The following is a 15,788-nucleotide window of genomic DNA, read 5'->3' as shown; positions in this document are numbered from 1 at the left end:
CGGGTTCAGCCCCGGTTAGCGGACAAGCCGTTGTCCGGGACCGGCCGGTTCCTGGCGCCGAGTCGCGCCGACAGCACGATGGCGAGGACGATCAGGGCGCCGCCGAGGAACATCCGCGGCCCCGGCGTCTCATGGAACAACAGCCAGGCGAAGGCGATCCCGTAGACCGGCTCCAGGGAGAATACCAGTGCCGCGGTGCGGGCCTTGACCACCGCCAGGCTGGCCACGAACAGGCTGTGCGCCAGGCCGGTGCAGAAGACGCCCAGCAGGGCCAGCCAGAGCCAGTCGAGAGCGGGTAGCGCCGGTAGTTCGCCGACCGCGAATGGCAGCAGGCACAGGGCGACTACCAGGTTCTGCCAGAGCGCCGCCTGCACCGGGCCGACCTGCCCGCTGTTGCTGCGGTTGGCCAGCGACAGCAGGGCGAACAGCAGGCCGGAAAGGATCGCCCAGAGCAGGCCGAGGGTGGCGCCGCTGGCGAGGTCGAAGTTCGGCGTGACCAGCACCAGGCCAAGGCTGACCAGGACTACCAGCAGTCCTTCCGCGAGATGAATGCGCTCGCGGAAGAGCAGCCCTTCGAGGATTACCGTGAAGGCCGGGAAGCTGGCGAAGCCGAGGGTGGCGATGGCCACGCCGGCGGTCTTCACGGCGATGAAGAAACTCACCCAGTGCCCGGCCAGGAGCAGGCCGCAGAGCGCCAGGCGCAGCCATTGCGCGGGTCCCAGGGCGCGCCAGGCCTGGCCCGCGAGGCGGGCGAAGAGGCCGAGGGCGAGCACCGCGAACAGCGCGCGACCGAACACGATCACCCCGGGGGAGGCGCTGGCCAGCTTGCCGAACACCCCGGTCAGGCCGAAGAGGAGGGCGCCGCCGTGCAGGGCGGCGAGGGCGGAACGTCGATTCATGGGGATCCTTCAGGCCAGGCGCGCACCGTTGGGCAGGGGCTTGTCGAAGCCGGCCAGGACCACCTTGTCCTCGCTATCGTAGACCCCGGTGACCAGGACCTCCGAGCGCACCCCGGCGATCTGCTTCGGAGCGAAGTTGCAGACGCAGAGGACCTGGCGTCCGACCAGTTGCTCGGCCTGGTAGTGTGCGGTCAGTTGCGCGCTGGAGGTGCGCAGGCCGAGCGGTCCGAGGTCGACCTCGAGGACATAGGCGGGTTTGCGTGCCTTGGGGTTGGGAGCGGCGCTGAGGATGGTGCCGACGCGCAGTTCGACGCGTTCGAAATCCTGCCATTCGATGATGTCCATGCTGACTCCTGTTCTGTCGATGGGCAGAGAGTAAGGAGTCGTGACGGATTTGTCTGTCGTGCGGCTAGCCGGTTTTGTCGCGGGACTCGCGACGCAGTTGTCGCGGGGTGACGCCGAACTCGCGGACCAGCGCTGCGGTGAAGGCGCTCTGCGAGGCGTAGCCGACCCGGGCGGCGATCTCGCCCACCGCCAGGCTGCTCTCCAACAACAGTTCGTGGGCCTGGTGCAGGCGTCGGCTGCGCGCGTAGTCCATGGGCGTCTGTCCGGTCTCGGCGAGGAACAGGCTGTGGAAGCGCGCCACCGAAAGACCGGCCAGCCGCGCCAGGTCGGCTACCTGTAGCGGATGGGCGGCATGGCGGTCGAGGTAGGCGTCCAGGCTGGCCAGTGGCAGGCGGGGCTGCTGGCGCGGCGGCTGGCGCTCGCTGGCCAGGCTGGCGAGGAGCAGGCCGGCGCCCTGGTGGGCGATCACCGGGTCGTTGATCGGGCCGCTGGCCAGCCAGTTCACCAGTTGGCCCTGGGCGGGTGTCAGCGACAGCGCCTGCGGTCGCTCGAACAGCCGCCTGCCGGCTTCGGCGTGTTCGCCCAGGCCCAGCAGCAGGCTGCCGTCGCAGGGCAGGTCGAGGACCAGGCAGCGGCTGCCGGCGGGACTCGAGCAGGCATGCCGGGCTTGCGCCGGCACCACCGCGAAGGTCTGCCGCAACACGCGGCTGCCGCGCCCCTCGACCTCGAACTCGAGGCAGCCGCTGAGGCCCAGGACCAATTGGGCATGGTCATGGCTGTGGACGATCTGGTCGTGGCTGTAGTGGCGCAGGGAAAGGATCGAACCCATGGCGAAGCTCCCGGAGGCAGGCGCCCAGTCTACCCGCTGGCGCCGGCGACAGACAGTCGCGCCCTGTCACGCAACGGTCGCCGGCCTGTCACAGTCGTTTCACCGGCGCCGTCCAAGATCGGAAAAACACCGTCGGAGACCCGCCGATGAGCACCGCGCAACGCTTCACCTCGAACCGCAAGCAGCGGGTTCGGACCCTGTGGATCTCGGATGTCCACCTGGGGACGCGGGATTGCCAGGCCGAACACCTGGCGGCGTTCCTCAAGCGCTACCACGCCGATCGCATCTACCTGGTGGGCGACATCATCGACGGCTGGAAGCTGCGCGGCGGCATCTACTGGCCGCAGGCGCACACCAACGTGATCCGCCGCCTGCTCACCCTGAGCAAGCGCGGCACCGAGGTGATCTACGTCACCGGCAACCATGACGAATTCCTGCGCCGCTATTCGAGCCTGATCCTCGGCAACATCCGCCTGGTCGACGAGGCGGTGCACAGTACCGCCGACGGCCGCAAGCTGCTGGTGATACACGGCGACCAGTTCGACGTGATCACCCGCTACCACCGCTGGCTGGCGTTCCTCGGCGATTCCGCCTACGAGTTCACCCTGCTCCTCAACCGTTGGCTGAACCACTGGCGGCGGCGCTGGGGCTACGGCTACTGGTCGCTGTCGGCGTACCTCAAGCACAAGGTCAAGACCGCGGTGAACTTCATCAGCGACTTCGAGGAAGCCATCGCCCACGAGTGCCACAAGCGCGGGCTCGACGGGGTGGTCTGCGGGCACATCCACCATGCCGAGATCCGCCGCATCGAGGGCGTCGATTACCTCAACTGCGGCGACTGGGTAGAATCCTGCACGGCGCTGATCGAACATTGGGACGGCAGCATCCAGCTCTACCGCCTGGCCGAGGAGCAGGCGCGGCTGGCGGCGCAGGCCGCGGCGGTCGAGCCGGCGGCATGAGGCTATTGATCGTCAGCGACGCCTGGTTACCGCAAGTCAACGGAGTCGTCACCAGCCTGCTGGCCCTGCAGCGCGAGCTGGAACTGCTGGGCCACCAGGTACGGGTGCTGTCGCCCGCCGACTTTCGCTGCCTGCCCTGTCCCAGCTATCCGGAAATCCCCCTGGCCTGGAATCTCTGGCGCCTCGGCGGGCTGATCGAGGCCTTCGCCCCGGATGCCGTGCACCTGGCCACCGAGGGGCCGCTCGGCTGGGCCGCGCGGCGCTGGCTGGGCAAGCGCGGCCTGGACTTCACCTCGGCGATCCATACGCGTTTTCCCGAATACCTGCGTGACCGCTGTCCGTGGCTGCCGCTGTCCTGGGGCTATGCCTTCCTGCGCGCCTTCCATCGGCCGAGCCGGGCGGTGCTGGTGAGCACCCCGCGCCTGCGCGACGAGTTCTGCGCCTGGCGCTTCCAGCACCTGCGGCTGTGGCGCAAGGGCGTCGATACCGAACTGTTCCATCCCGCCGAGACAACCCCGGCGGAAGAGCGGCCGCCGGTGTTCCTGTATGTCGGGCGGCTGGCGACGGAAAAGAACCTGGAGGCGTTCCTCGATCTCGAACTGCCGGGCGAAAAATGGCTGGTGGGCGACGGCCCGCAGCGGGCGGCGCTGGAGCAGCGCTATCCACAGGCGCGTTTTCTCGGCTACCGCCATGGCCGCGCACTGGCCGACGCCTACCGGGCGGCCTCGGTGCTGGTGTTTCCCTCGCTGACCGATACCTATGGCCTGGTGATGCTCGAAGCCCTGGCCTGCGGCGTGCCGGTGGCGGCCTTCGCCGTGCCGGGGCCGCTGGATGTATTGCAGCAGGGCGTGACCGGGGTCATGCACGAGGATCTTGGCGAAGCCTGCCGCCAGGCGCTGGCGCTGGATCGCCAGGCCTGCGGGCGCTGGGCGCGGGAGCAGTCCTGGCGGGTTTCGGCGGAGGAGTTCCTGGCGCTGCAGGCGAGCGGTCCGCGGACTGCGCCGGAATGGCGCGACGAACTGCCGGCGGCGCTCGACGAACTCAGAGGATGACCTTGTCGCGTAGGCGCTCGGCGGCCTGTTGCAGGGCCTGGATGACCCGTTCCTTGTCGTAGTTCTGGATGTTGTTGGTGTCCAGGTACATGGAGAAGCCGGGCAATTCGTGCTCGACGTAGCTGGGCGCGGCGCCGAGGTCGCGGCGCGAGTCCACCACCTGGTAGATCTGCACCGGGCGGCTGAAGCCCTTGACCGCGATCTGGCCCTTGTCGCGGCACATGATCACGTCCTTGATCAGCGAGTAGGTCTCGTGGGAAATGAGGATTTCGCCGGCTTCCGAGGCGCTTTCCAGGCGGCTGGCGAGGTTCACCTCGCGGCCGATGATGGTGTAGTCCATGCGCGTGTCGGCGCCGAAGTTACCCACCGTGCAATAGCCGGTGTTGATGCCCATGCGGATTTCCAGCGGCTTGGTGATGCCCTGGGCCCGCCACTGCTGGCGCAGCACCTTCATGTGCTTGCGCATGGCGATGCCCATCGATACCGCAGCCACCGCGTCCTTCTTCGCGCCCTGGGTGCTGGGGTCGCCGAAGAACACCATGACGCAGTCGCCGACGAACTTGTCGATGGTGCCGCCGTACTTGAGGGCGATCTTCGACATCTCGTTGAGGTAGTTGTTGAGCAGGTCGGTCAGGGCCTCGGCTTCCAGCTCCTCGGATAGCTCGGTGAAGCCGCGGATGTCGGAGAAGAACACGGTGAGCTTCTTGCGCTGGGTTTCCAGGCGCACGCTCTTCTTGCCGCTGAAGATCATTTCCCAGACCTGCGGCGACAGGTACTTGGCCAGGTTGCGCGCGAGCCGCGCGGCCTTTTCCTGCTCGCGGGCGATCTCCTGGCGCACCTGGGCCAGGCGCAGGCCCTGCTGGTGGCCGAAGAAGGCGGTGATGCAGATGTACAGTCCGCAGAACAGGATGCTGACCGCGGCCACCTCGACCGAGGTATTGCCCAGCAGCGGCGGGGCGACGAGCACGGCGACCAGCAGGGCGCTGCTGGCCGATACCAGCAGGGCCATGCCGAGCAGGCGCAGGCCGCCGATGACCAGCGCGGTGAAGCTCAGCACCAGCAGGAACATCAGGCTGGGCACCACGGAGAAGCCGAGCAGCGCCATGCCCAGGCCACAGTGCACGGCGTCGACCGCGAGCAGGGCGCGGGTCACCTTGCGCGGGTCGTGCTGGCGGAAGCGCTGGCCGAGGTGGTACGCCAGGTGCGGGTAGAGCAGCGCATAGGGCACCATCCAGAGGATGCCGTAGCTGAAATACTGGGTGTAGGTTCCCGCCGCGATGCTGGCGCCACAGGCGATATAGGCCAGCACGCGCGAATAGTATTCACGCATGGACGCGACGGACCGGCTCGTCGGCGAGCGGTCGGGGAGGGTAGGCTTCATGCGCTGGAGAGGATCCCTGTGTATTTTCGTCCCGGCTCGGCCTCGTGAGCTTTCCGCCTGGGGAATGGCGGGTGGCCAGGTTGCTGGCGGAATCTTAACCAAGCGTTTGCGCGGCGGCCAGTGACAGCTGATCGATAGTTCAGGAAAGCGCGCCGATCCGGGACCGACGGTCGTCCCGGGGGAGCGACCGGCCCGGGGGCCAGTCGCGCGGATGGGTCAGAAGCGGATGCGGCCGGTGAAAGCGTCCTTGAGCATCACCCAGTCGCCCATGAACGACCACAGCGGGTACTTGAAGGTGGCCGGGCGGTTCTTCTCGAAGACGAAGTGGCCGACCCAGGCGAAGCCATAGCCGACCAGCGGCAGCGCCAGCAGCCATAGCCACTGCTGGCTGGCCACGGCGAGGAACAGCACCGCCAGCACCAGCAGGCTGCCGACGTAGTGCAGGCGGCGGCACACCGCATTGCTGTGTTCCTGCAGGTAGTAGGGGTAGAACTCGGCGAAACTGTGGAAACGCTCGTCGTCAGGGCTGCTCATGGAATGCCTCCTCTCGTTGTGTCCGCGCAGTGTAGTGCGGGCCGCACGATGTCGCGGATGACATACAGGGCCAGTTTAGTATCCTTGGGCCGCCAGGCCGGTCGACGGTCGGCGTGCCTCCCGCCAGAACAAGAAGAGACCGATGCCGGAACGTACAACCTTGTCCAGCTGGGTCCAGGGCATCGTCCTCGCCCTGGAGCTGGAAGGCCTCGACGGACGCCAGCTGTTCGCCGAGCTGGGCCTCGACTACCAGGCCCTGCAGGACCCCGACGCGCGCTTCCCGCAGGATGCGATGAGCCGTCTGTGGCAGCGTGCGGTGGCGCTCAGCGGCAACCCGGCGATCGCCCTGAACATCGCCCGGGTCCGGCGCCCGGCTTTCCACGTCGTCGGCTATGCGCTGATGTCGAGCCGCAACCTGGCGGAAGGCTTCGCGCGCCTGGAACGCTACCAGCGGATCATCGCGGAAGCCTCCGACCTGACTTTCTGCCGCACGCCGCAGGGCTATCGACTCGGCGTCACGGTGCATGGTGATCGCCTGCCGGCGCCGCCGCAGAGTGCCGAATGCTCGCTGGCCTACCTGGTGGACATGGTCCGCTGGATCACCGGCCGGCCGCTGGACCCGCTGGCGGTGGAACTGCCCGGCGCGCCCCGCGAGCCGCTGGCACCCTATGCCGAGCTGTTCCGCGCGCCGCTGCGCTTTCACGCCGAGGAGTTCGCGCTGGTGTTTTCCCGCGTCGACCTCGAGACGCCGCTACCCTCGGCCAACGAGGCGCTGGCCCAGTTGCACGATCGCTTCGCCGGCGAATACCTGGCGCGTTTCAGCACCAGCCGCATCACCCATCTGGCCCGGCAGACCCTGTGCCGGCTGTTGCCGCAGGGAGAACCCAAGCGCGAACGGGTGGCCCAGGCACTGCACCTGTCGCAGCGCACCTTGCAACGACGCCTCCAGGAGGAGGGCACCAGCTACCAGCAACTGCTCGACGACACACGTCGGGATATGGCCGATCAGTATCTCCAGCAGCCCGGCCTGACCTTGCTGGAAGTCGCCTATCTGCTGGGTTTCGCCGATCCGAGCAATTTCTTCCGGGCATTCCGCCGCTGGTTCGGCTGCACGCCCAACGAATACCGGGCGCGCCGCCAGGGGCGCCCGGGCTAGTCGCCAGGCCAGGCGGGACGCTTCAGGGCTGCACGGCGGGTTGCGCCGAGGCCTGGCGCAGGGTCCAGTCGAGAACCTGGGCCGACAGCGTATCGCCGGCCTTGCCGAAGGCGCTGACCACCGCCGCGACCTTCTTGCCATCCACCGGCTGGCTGACCTCGAAACGCCGGCTGGCGACCACGCGCTTGTCGTCGGTACGCACCAGGCGCGCGTCGTAGCGGATCAGCGCGCTGGCCTGGCCGTTCGGGTACTCGGTCTGGAAGGCGCGAAGGTCGCCGCCCAGTTCGAAATCGGCCTGCAGGTTGCTGTCGTCGCTGCTCAGGCCGCGGACCCGGCCGTCGGCCTGGAACGCCTGCATCAGACGGTCACGCAGCAGCGACGGTGCCGGATCGCTCCAGCGCGCGCCCTGGTACACGCTGATTTCGTCGCCGTGCGGGCGCACTGCGATGCGCGGGCTCTCCAGCACCAGGCTGGTACGCGGCCGGGCGATCCGCAGCGACCAGTCGACCGGCCGCGCGGCGGCGCTGGCCGGAGGGTTGTGCACCGGTAGCAGGTAGACCTGGAGGACCTGCGCTTCCGGCAGGATCGAGCAGGCGCCGAGGGTGGCGAGCGCGGCCAGGCCGGCGGCCAGGGACAGGCGACGCAGCGGGCGAAGGGCGAGCCTCATGGGGTGAACTCCTTGGTTTTTTCCCGGCCCAGCAGGTAGTTCGCCGGGTTCTCTTCCAGGCGCCGGCTGATTCCGCGCAGTGCCGCCAGGGTATCGCGCAGTTCGCTGACCGCCGGGCCCAGCTCGGCGAGTCCCTGGATGCCGCCGTCCAGCGAGTGGCGATTCTCGCTGATCAACTGGTCGAGGGTGGCGCTGGTGCGCTCCAGCGAAGCCATGGTCTTGTTGGCGTTTTCCAGCATCCCCTTGCCTTGCTCGTTGAGCAGGCCGTTGGCGCTGCGCATCAACTCGCTGGCCTGGGCCAGCGCGGCGTTGGCCTGCCTGCTCGCCTGGGCCAACTGCTGCATCACCGCGCTGACGTTCTCGCGCTCGGCGGAGAGCGCGCCGGTGGCCTGGTCGAGATGGTCGAGGGTGCGGCTGATGCGCGCTGTGTTTTCCTCGGAGAGCAGGTTGCTGAAGCGCGCGATGAGCTGGTTGATGTTGCCCATCAGGTCTTCGCCGTTGCTCAGCAACTGGGTCAGCGGCGAGGGCGTGGCGACGATCACCGGGATCTTCCCGTCCTTGCCCTCCAGCATCGGGCTGGCGGGCGTGCCGCTGCTGAGCTGGATGATCGAGGTGCCGGTGATCCCGGTGAGCGCCAGCTTGGCGGTGGTGTCCTGCTTGATCGGCGCGCTGGCCACCACGCGGATGCGTGCCCAGACCTTGCGCGGGTCCTTCGGATCGAGGCGGAGGAAGGCCACGTCGCCGACCTTGATCCCGCTGTACTGCACCGAGCTGCCCTGGGAAAGGCCGCTGACCGCTTCGTTGAAGACGATGTCGTAGTAGTTGAACTTGCCCTCCGAGCCGGACTTGGCCAGCCACAGGCCGAAGAGCAGGGCGGCGCCGATCACGATCACGCTGAACAGGCCGATCAACACATGGTGGGCTCGGGTTTCCATCTCAGTGATTCTCCGGCACGGCGGCGGCTTGGTGGGCGGCGCGCCCGCGCGGCCCGTGGAAGTATTCGCGGACCCAGGGGTCGTCGGTGGCGGCGACCCGTTCCAGGGTATCGACCACCAGGACCTTCTTCTGCGACAGCACGGCGACCCGGTCGCAGATGGTGTACAGGGTGTCCAGGTCATGGGTGACCAGGAACACCGTCAGGCCGAGGGCGTCGCGCAGGGTACGGATCAGGTTGTCGAAGGCCGCCGCGCCGATCGGGTCGAGGCCGGCGGTGGGCTCGTCGAGGAACAGGATGTCCGGGTCCAGCACCAGGGCGCGGGCCAGGGCGGCGCGCTTGATCATGCCGCCGGAAAGCGAGGCCGGATACTTGTCGCCGGCGTTGGCCGGTAGCCCGGCCAGGGCCAGCTTGACCTGGGCCAGGTGCTCGGCGTCGGCGCGCGGCAGGCCGGCGTTCTCGATCAGCGGCAGGGCGACGTTCTCCACCACGGTAAGCGAGGAAAACAGCGCGCCCTGCTGGAACAGCACGCCGAAGCGCCGTTCGACCAGGGAGCGGCGCTCCTCCGGCAGTTGCAGCAGGTCTTCGCCGAACACCCGCACGCTGCCGGAGGTCGGCCGGCGCAGGCCGACGATACTGCGCAGCAGCACCGACTTGCCGGTGCCGGAGCCGCCGACCACGCCGAGGATCTCGCCGCGACGGACGTCGAGGTCGAGGTGCTCGTGGACCGCCTGGGCGCCGAAACGGTTGCACAGGTCGCGGACCTGGATGATCGCCTGCGGGTTGTCCTGGCTCACCAGCCCATCTCCATGAAGAACAGCGCGGCGAGGGCGTCGAGCAGGATCACCACGAAGATCGAGTGGACCACGCTGGTGGTGGTGTGCTCGCCCACCGACTGGGCGCTGCCGCTGACCTTGAAGCCTTCCAGGCAGCCGATCACGGCGATCAGGAAGGCGAACAGCGGGGCCTTGCTGATACCGACCAGGAAATGCTGTACGCCGATTCCGTCCTCCATGATCGACAGGAACATCGCCGGCGGGATGTCCAGGGTCCAGGCGCAGACGGTCATGCCGCCGACGATGCCGCAGAGCATGCCGACGAAGGTCAGCATCGGCAGCGATACCAGCAGCGCCAGCACCCGCGGCAGCACTAGCAGCTCGATGGGGTTGAGGCCGAGGGCGCGGATCGCGTCGATCTCCTCGTTGGCCTTCATCGAACCGATCTGCGCGGTGAAGGCGCTGGCGGTGCGGCCGGCCATGAGGATCGCGGTGAGCAGCACGGCGAACTCGCGGAGGAAGGAGAACACCACCAGGTTGACCGTGTAGATGGTCGCGCCGAAGTTGGCCAGCACCGTGGCGCCGAGGAAGGCGATCACCGCGCCGACCAGGAAGGTCAGCAGGGCGATGATCGGCACCGCGTCCAGGCCGCTCTTCTCGATGTTCGCCACCAGCGGCGTGACCCGCCAACTGGCCGGGCGGACCAGGCTGCGGAACAGGGTCTCCAGGGTCAGGCCGATGAAGCCGAGGAGTGCCTTGAGGTGCAGCCAGAAGGTCTCCATGGCACAACCGATGCGAGCCAGCAGTTCGATGGCGGTGGTCGGCGGCTTGGGTTTCTCCGGCTCGCAGAAGTCGTGCAGGGCGTGGCCGACGGTCTTCAGCAGGGCCTGGCGCTCGCGCGGCAGGCCGGGCTCCAGCTCGGCGAGGTCGGCCAGGCGCTCGGCGCCGAGCAATTCGGCGAGCAGGGCGGCGCCGGCGGTATCCAGGGCGCCCAGTTGGCTCAGGTCGAAGCTGGCGTTGCCCGCCACTTCGCTGCGCAGGCGCGTCACCTCGCGCTCCAGAGCCGTGTAGTGGGCGAGCGTCCAATCACCTATGGCTCTGACGCGGGCGGGCTGGGTGGAGCTATCCAGGCTCACGTGGCCGGGTTGCGGCTGTGTCGTCATGGTGCAGAAGCTTACACCGGCTTTTCAGTCCCTGAGTAGAGCCATTGCAGACAGGCCCGTGAGCGCTCAGTGGCGCCAGAACGCCGGGGTCAGCAGGACCAGCACGGTGATGATCTCCAGGCGGCCGAGCAGCATGCCGGCGGCCAGCAGCCACTTGGCGGCGTCCGGCAGGCTGGCGAAGTTGCCCGAGGGGCCGATGATGGGGCCCATCCCCGGGCCTACGCCGGCCACGGTGCTGGCGGCGCCGGTGAGGGCGGTCATCCAGTCCAGGCCGATCAGCGACAGGCAGAGGGCGAGCAGGCAGACGACGATGGCGAAGAAGAACGAGAAGGTCAGGATCGAGCGGACGATTTCCTCGTCCAGCCGATGGCCGTTGTAGTTCTGCTTGAGCACCGCGCGCGGGTGGATCAACTGGTAGAGGTTGGCCTTGAGCAGGGTGTAGGCGACCTGGAAGCGGAAGATCTTGATGCCGCCGGCGGTAGAGCCGGAGCAACCGCCGATGAAGCCGAGGTAGAAGAACAGCATGATCGAGAAGTGCCCCCACATGCTGTAGTCGCCGAGGGCGAAGCCGGTGGTGGTGACCACCGAGGTGACATTCACCGCGACGATGCGGAAGGCATCCATCCAGGGCAGCTTGGAGGTTACCGCGTACCAGGTGCCCATCAGCAGCCAGGTCACCAGCAGCAGGCCGAGCAGGCCGCGGACCTGCTGGTCCTTGATCAGCGCCTTGCGGTGTCCGCGCAGGGTGGCGACGTAGAGCGCGAACGGCAGGCTGCCGAGGATCATCACCACTACCGCGGTCCAGTGCACCGCCGGCTGCTTCCACTTGGCCAGGGATTGGTCGGAGGTGGAGAAACCGCCGGTGGAAATCGCCGACATGGCGTGGTTGACCGCGTCGAACGGGCTCATGCCGGCGCCCCAGAAGGCCAGGCTGCCGAGCAGGGTGATGCCGACATAGGTGGCGACGATGTACTTGGCGACCATGTGCGAGCGTGGCAGGACCTTTTCCGAGCGGTCCGAGGATTCGGTCTGGAACAGGCGCATGCCGCCGATCCGCAGCATCGGCAGGATCGCCACGGCCATGGCGATGAAGCCGATGCCGCCCAGCCAGTGCAGCAGCGAGCGCCAGATGAGGATGCCCGGGGACATGTCGTCCAGCCCGCTGAGCACGGTGGAGCCGGTGGCGGTGATCCCCGACATGCTTTCGAAGAAGGCATCGGTGTAGCTGATGTGCTGCTGCAGGACGAACGGCAGGGCGGCGAAGATGCATACCAGCACCCAGCTCGATACGGTGAGCATGTACATGTCCCGCGGGCGCAGGTGGACATGCTCGGGACGCCCCGGCAGGACCAGGCCGAGGCCGGTGACGAAGGTGGCGACGCTGGACCAGATGAACGCCTGGATGCCTTCGGTACGGTCGAAGGCGAGCATGGTCAGGATCGGGACCAGCATGCTGGCGGCCAGAGTGATCAGGAAGATGCCGATGATGAAACCGAGGATGCGTAGGGTCGGCAAGGCCATGGATCGTGGGGCTCTGGGCGGTGGCGGACCGGTCATTCTACCAGCCGTCCGCGGAGAGTAAATCTGCCGCTGCGCCCCTCTTCACAGCAGCCGCGAAATCGCTAGAATCTCGCTTCGCCCGCCGGCGCTCGCCGGTTTCTCTGGTGTTCTGCCAACCATGTCCACTGACAATCCGTGTCTTACCTGCGGCGCCTGCTGTGCGCATTTTCGTGTGTCTTTCTATTGGGGCGAGTGCCGTTCCGCAGGCGGCGTCGTACCCGACGAACTGACCGTCCGCATCAGCCCGCAGATGGTCGCCATGAGCGGTACCGAGAACAAGCCGGCGCGCTGCGTCGGGCTGCTCGGCGAGGTCGGTTGCGGCGTTCGTTGCACCGTCTACGAGCAGCGCTCGAGTACCTGCCGCGAGTTCGAGGCGGCCTGGGCCAACGGCCAGCCCAACCCGGCCTGCGATGCCGCGCGCGCCGCCTACGGCCTGCCACCGCTGACCCCGCCGCTGCAGCCGCACCTGGCGCCGGGACGGGTCGCCTGAGAGCGGGCGTGAGCCTGGCGATTGCGTCTACAATGGCGATTTCGTTTCTGACAGGAGTTCGCCCATGGAGGCTCTCGACGCCTTGCTCACTCGCGTTTCCCACGCCCGCCTGAGCGATCCCGCGCCCTCGCCGGAGCAGCTCGACCGGCTGTTCCGGGTCGCCTTGCGTGCCCCGGACCACGGGCAACTGCGGCCCTGGCGCTTCATCGTGGTAGAAGGCGAAGGCCGCCGGGCCCTGGGCGACCTCTACGCCCGCGCCCTGGCGAGCCGCCAGCCGGACGCCGCCGAGGAAGCGCTGGCCAAGGCCCGCAACATGCCGCTGCGGGCACCGCTGCTGGTCGTGGCGGTCGCCTGCCTGCAGGATCACCCGAAGGTGCCGCATGGCGAGCAACTGCTGGCCGCCGGCTGCGCTGCCCACGGCCTGGTGCTGGGCGCCTATGCCCAGGGACTGGGGGCGATGTGGCGGACCGGCGAGATGGCCACCGATCCGGTGGTGCACGCCGGCCTGGGGCTCGGCGAGCAGGAGCGGATCATCGGCTTCGTCTACCTGGGTACGCCGATGGGCGAGTTGCGCACGCCGGCGGAACTCGACCCGACGGCCTTCGTCAGCGCCTGGCCGGGCTGAGCGGCAACAGCAGGCGTACGCACCAATACGCGCCCTGGGCGTGCCAGAGCAGTCGTCCGCCCTGCCAGCCGGCCAGTCGTCGGGCGGCTTCCACGGCCGCCGGCAGCCAGCGCCGGCCTTCTTCCGCCTGGCCGAGGATGTCCAGGCGCAGCCGGCCGTGGCGCGCGTCCAGCGCCGGATTCAGCGTGATGCGCTGCCACGGGCGGGCCTGCGCGGCGCCGCCGAGCAGGCCGTAGAGCGCCTCGTGCAAGGCCGGGCGCCAGCTCTCCAGCGGCCAGGTGCCGCGCTCCGGCAGGCTCAGGTCGAGGCGCGCCCAGCGTTGCCGCAGTTGCTGGACGACCTGTCCCAGCTCGACCGCCAGGACCAGCGATTGCGGCTCGTCGCCGGGAAGTTCCGGCGGTGCGATGGCCTGGGCGAGCGGGCGTTCATCGAGGAACAACGAAGCGGGAAGAGTCATGCCGGATGCTCCAGGGGGAAGTGCCGCGCATCGGGGCGCGGCGTTATTCGGTCGCCTTGCGCCGTAGCGGCAGGCTGAGGGTGGCGATGAAGCCGCCGTCGGGATGGTTGCCCAGGCGCAGGTGCCCGCCGTGGCGCTCGATGGCGCGGCGGGCGATGGCCAGGCCCAGGCCGTGTCCCGGGCTGCTCTGGTTGGGTGCGCGGAAGAACGGTTCGCCCAACTGCTCCTGCAGTTCGACGGCGATGCCCGGCCCATGGTCGCGGACGCTCAGGCGCAGGTAGTCGCCGGCGCTGCTGGCGCGCACCTCCAGCGGTTGGCCGGCGGGGTTGAAGCGCACGGCGTTGCGCAGCAGGTTGTCCACCGCGCGCTCGAACATGTCCGGCCAGCCGTCGATGCTCAGGTCAGGCGCCACTTCCAGGCGGATATCCTGCTCCGGAGCCAGCAGCAGGGCGTCTTCGCGCAGCCGCTGGAGCAGCGGCAGCAGGGCGATCCGTTGGCTCGCGCCGGGTTCGGCGTCGAGCCGGGCGAGGGCGAGGATCTCGCCGATCAGCGCTTCCAGGCGGTCGCATTCCTGTTCCAGGCGCGGCCACATCTGCGCCCGCGCTTGCGGTTCGGCGCGTTCGGCCAGGGCCAGGGCGATGCGCAGGCGCGCCAACGGCGAGCGCAGTTCGTGGGACACGTCGCGGAGCAACTGTCGCTGGCTGCCGATCAGGCTTTGCAGGCGTTCGCCCATGCGGTTGAAATCGCGCGCCAGGGTGCCCAGTTCATCGCCGCGCCGCGCCAGGCGGGCCAGGCTGTCCTTCTGGTAGGCGGTCTGGCCGAGGTCGTGCACGGCGCGCCGCAGACGGTTCAGCGGACGGGTGATGGACAGCGTCAGCAGCAGGCTGAACAGGGTCAGCACCACCAGTGCGATGCCCAGCGCGCTGAGCGGCCAGAGCAGGCTGCCGCGGTGCCAGGCCTCCAGCTCCGGGTGCGGGATGCGGTAGATGAACAGATAGGTATGGTTGCTCTGCGGGCTGACGTATTCCTGGCTCAGTTGGCGCCAGGGGAAGCGCGGCAGGTTGCGGTCGCTGGTGCGCGGCGGGCGGTGGCGGGGGCGCGGCAGGTAGGTGCCGTCGACCAGGCGCTGGCCGCTTTCGTCGAGCACCTGGATGGAAATCCCGTAGTCGCGGCGGCGTTGCTCCAGCAAGCCCTGGGCCGCGTAGCTGCCCTGTTCTTCGTAGAGGGCGGTCCACTGCTCGGCGAGATCCTTCAGGCCGGGATGGCGGGCGATGATCCAGGTGTCTTGGTTCAGCGCGCGACCCAGCAGGATGGAAAGCCCGGCTACCAGCAGCAGGGCCAGCCAGAAGGCGGCGAGGATTCGCCAGAAGAGTGAACGCATGGTTTTCCTGTTGAATCGCATGTCGGGCCGGCCGCGTGGGTAAACCTCTAGGATATGCGATTCCGGCTGGTCGGAAGACCGCTACCGGAGGACCCGGTAGCGGTGGCTCGGACGTCAGTTGGACTTCTTGTCGGCCTTCCATTGCTGGAATTCGGCCCACTCTGCCTTGCGCTGCTCGCGCTTCTTCTGCAGTTCGTCGAACTTCTTCTGCTGCTCGGGGGTGAGCAGGGCGCGGATGTCTTTCTGGGTCTTCTCGTGGCTGGCCTTGAGTTCGTCCTTCAGGGCCTTCTGCTCGGCCGCCGGCAGCTTGGCCAGGTAGCGCTGGGTGATCTCGTGGCGGGCCTTCATCTGTTCGCCCATCAGTTTGCCCATCTGCTGGCGCTGTTCGCGGGTCAGGTTCAGTTCCTTCATCGGGCCGCCATGCCGGGGACCGTGCTGGCCCATCATGTGGCCGCCTTCCATCGGCGGGGGCGGCAGGTCGTTGGCGGCGGGCGCGGCCATGGCGAAGGTCGGCAGGGCGGCGGCGATGAACAGGGCGGTTAGCGTCTTGCGCATGGTGTTTCTCCTTTCTGGGGCCGGC

18 protein-coding genes are annotated in these 15,788 nt (G+C 68.3%); 5 read left to right on the top strand and 13 right to left on the bottom strand.

Features of this window, described 5'->3' with window-relative positions; translation table 11 throughout:
- Positions 1-5: 5 nt before the first annotated feature.
- From HMPREF2581_RS19905 to HMPREF2581_RS19895, 3 genes are all read right to left on the bottom strand, one after another.
- Positions 6-899: a DMT family transporter gene (locus tag HMPREF2581_RS19905; RefSeq protein ID WP_003138422.1), complete on the bottom strand. Its 894-nt coding sequence runs from the start codon at positions 897-899 to the stop codon at positions 6-8.
- Between the two features lie 9 nt (positions 900-908).
- The gene (locus HMPREF2581_RS19900; protein ID WP_003109191.1) at positions 909-1,244 is read right to left on the bottom strand and encodes a tRNA-binding protein; all 336 of its coding nucleotides are present in this window, start codon (positions 1,242-1,244) and stop codon (positions 909-911) included.
- A 64-nt stretch (positions 1,245-1,308) separates the two neighbouring features.
- Positions 1,309-2,073 (bottom strand): helix-turn-helix domain-containing protein, encoded by a 765-nt coding sequence (locus HMPREF2581_RS19895; protein ID WP_003091511.1) that lies wholly within the window; start codon positions 2,071-2,073, stop codon positions 1,309-1,311.
- Between the two features lie 146 nt (positions 2,074-2,219).
- On the opposite strand from HMPREF2581_RS19895, the gene HMPREF2581_RS19890 reads away from it, so the two are divergent.
- Together HMPREF2581_RS19890 and HMPREF2581_RS19885 are read left to right on the top strand one after the other, a co-directional pair.
- Positions 2,220-3,032: a UDP-2,3-diacylglucosamine diphosphatase gene (locus HMPREF2581_RS19890; RefSeq protein ID WP_003091510.1), complete on the top strand. Its 813-nt coding sequence runs from the start codon at positions 2,220-2,222 to the stop codon at positions 3,030-3,032.
- Positions 3,029-4,084, top strand: a complete 1,056-nt coding sequence (locus tag HMPREF2581_RS19885; RefSeq protein WP_011666595.1) for a glycosyltransferase family 4 protein — start codon at positions 3,029-3,031, stop codon at positions 4,082-4,084. The genes HMPREF2581_RS19890 and HMPREF2581_RS19885 overlap by 4 nt, the downstream gene beginning before the upstream one ends.
- Here the strand turns inward: HMPREF2581_RS19885 and HMPREF2581_RS19880 are convergent.
- Both HMPREF2581_RS19880 and HMPREF2581_RS19875 read right to left on the bottom strand, forming a co-directional pair.
- Positions 4,074-5,465, bottom strand: a complete 1,392-nt coding sequence (locus tag HMPREF2581_RS19880) for an adenylate/guanylate cyclase domain-containing protein (RefSeq protein ID WP_003138426.1) — start codon at positions 5,463-5,465, stop codon at positions 4,074-4,076. The genes HMPREF2581_RS19885 and HMPREF2581_RS19880 overlap by 11 nt on opposite strands.
- Before the next feature lie 216 nt (positions 5,466-5,681).
- Complete coding sequence (locus HMPREF2581_RS19875) at positions 5,682-5,999, bottom strand: Mpo1-like protein (protein WP_003091504.1); 318 nt, start codon at positions 5,997-5,999, stop codon at positions 5,682-5,684.
- 142 nt (positions 6,000-6,141) lie between these two features.
- Between HMPREF2581_RS19875 and HMPREF2581_RS19870 the strand changes: the two genes are divergently transcribed.
- Positions 6,142-7,155: an AraC family transcriptional regulator gene (locus HMPREF2581_RS19870; protein WP_003138428.1), complete on the top strand. Its 1,014-nt coding sequence runs from the start codon at positions 6,142-6,144 to the stop codon at positions 7,153-7,155.
- 22 nt (positions 7,156-7,177) lie between these two features.
- Here the strand turns inward: HMPREF2581_RS19870 and HMPREF2581_RS19865 are convergent, their stop codons facing one another.
- The 5 genes from HMPREF2581_RS19865 to HMPREF2581_RS19845 form a co-directional block, all read right to left on the bottom strand.
- On the bottom strand, positions 7,178-7,822 hold the full coding sequence (locus tag HMPREF2581_RS19865; protein WP_003109195.1) for an ABC-type transport auxiliary lipoprotein family protein: 645 nt from the start codon (positions 7,820-7,822) through the stop codon (positions 7,178-7,180).
- Positions 7,819-8,757 (bottom strand): MlaD family protein, encoded by a 939-nt coding sequence (locus tag HMPREF2581_RS19860; RefSeq protein WP_003114822.1) that lies wholly within the window; start codon positions 8,755-8,757, stop codon positions 7,819-7,821. Before HMPREF2581_RS19860 ends, HMPREF2581_RS19865 begins: the two co-directional genes overlap by 4 nt.
- A 1-nt stretch (position 8,758) precedes the next feature.
- A complete protein-coding gene (locus HMPREF2581_RS19855; RefSeq protein WP_003138431.1) occupies positions 8,759-9,553 on the bottom strand; it encodes an ABC transporter ATP-binding protein in 795 nt (264 codons plus the stop codon).
- Positions 9,550-10,695, bottom strand: a complete 1,146-nt coding sequence (locus HMPREF2581_RS19850; RefSeq protein ID WP_003116404.1) for an MlaE family ABC transporter permease — start codon at positions 10,693-10,695, stop codon at positions 9,550-9,552. Before HMPREF2581_RS19850 ends, HMPREF2581_RS19855 begins: the two co-directional genes overlap by 4 nt.
- Before the next feature lie 66 nt (positions 10,696-10,761).
- The gene (locus HMPREF2581_RS19845) at positions 10,762-12,216 is read right to left on the bottom strand and encodes a TrkH family potassium uptake protein (RefSeq protein ID WP_003091497.1); all 1,455 of its coding nucleotides are present in this window, start codon (positions 12,214-12,216) and stop codon (positions 10,762-10,764) included.
- Between the two features lie 157 nt (positions 12,217-12,373).
- Between HMPREF2581_RS19845 and HMPREF2581_RS19840 the strand changes: the two genes are divergently transcribed.
- Together HMPREF2581_RS19840 and HMPREF2581_RS19835 are read left to right on the top strand one after the other, a co-directional pair.
- Entirely contained in the window at positions 12,374-12,745 is a 372-nt protein-coding gene (locus HMPREF2581_RS19840; protein ID WP_003114826.1) for a YkgJ family cysteine cluster protein, read from the top strand.
- A 64-nt stretch (positions 12,746-12,809) separates the two neighbouring features.
- Positions 12,810-13,370: a nitroreductase family protein gene (locus HMPREF2581_RS19835; protein ID WP_003109199.1), complete on the top strand. Its 561-nt coding sequence runs from the start codon at positions 12,810-12,812 to the stop codon at positions 13,368-13,370.
- Here the strand turns inward: HMPREF2581_RS19835 and HMPREF2581_RS19830 are convergent.
- The 3 genes from HMPREF2581_RS19830 to HMPREF2581_RS19820 form a co-directional block, all read right to left on the bottom strand.
- Positions 13,351-13,827: a hypothetical protein gene (locus tag HMPREF2581_RS19830; RefSeq protein ID WP_003138434.1), complete on the bottom strand. Its 477-nt coding sequence runs from the start codon at positions 13,825-13,827 to the stop codon at positions 13,351-13,353. The genes HMPREF2581_RS19835 and HMPREF2581_RS19830 overlap by 20 nt on opposite strands.
- A gap of 43 nt (positions 13,828-13,870) precedes the next feature.
- Complete coding sequence (locus HMPREF2581_RS19825) at positions 13,871-15,208, bottom strand: sensor histidine kinase (protein ID WP_003091493.1); 1,338 nt, start codon at positions 15,206-15,208, stop codon at positions 13,871-13,873.
- Between the two features lie 114 nt (positions 15,209-15,322).
- The gene (locus HMPREF2581_RS19820) at positions 15,323-15,763 is read right to left on the bottom strand and encodes a Spy/CpxP family protein refolding chaperone (protein ID WP_003091492.1); all 441 of its coding nucleotides are present in this window, start codon (positions 15,761-15,763) and stop codon (positions 15,323-15,325) included.
- Positions 15,764-15,788: the final 25 nt, after the last annotated feature.

It is taken from the genome of Pseudomonas sp. HMSC057H01 (assembly GCF_001836405.1).
Taxonomy (GTDB): domain Bacteria; phylum Pseudomonadota; class Gammaproteobacteria; order Pseudomonadales; family Pseudomonadaceae; genus Pseudomonas; species Pseudomonas aeruginosa.
Note: the sequence above shows the minus strand (reverse complement) of the source record. Positions and strands in the feature narration are given on the sequence as shown.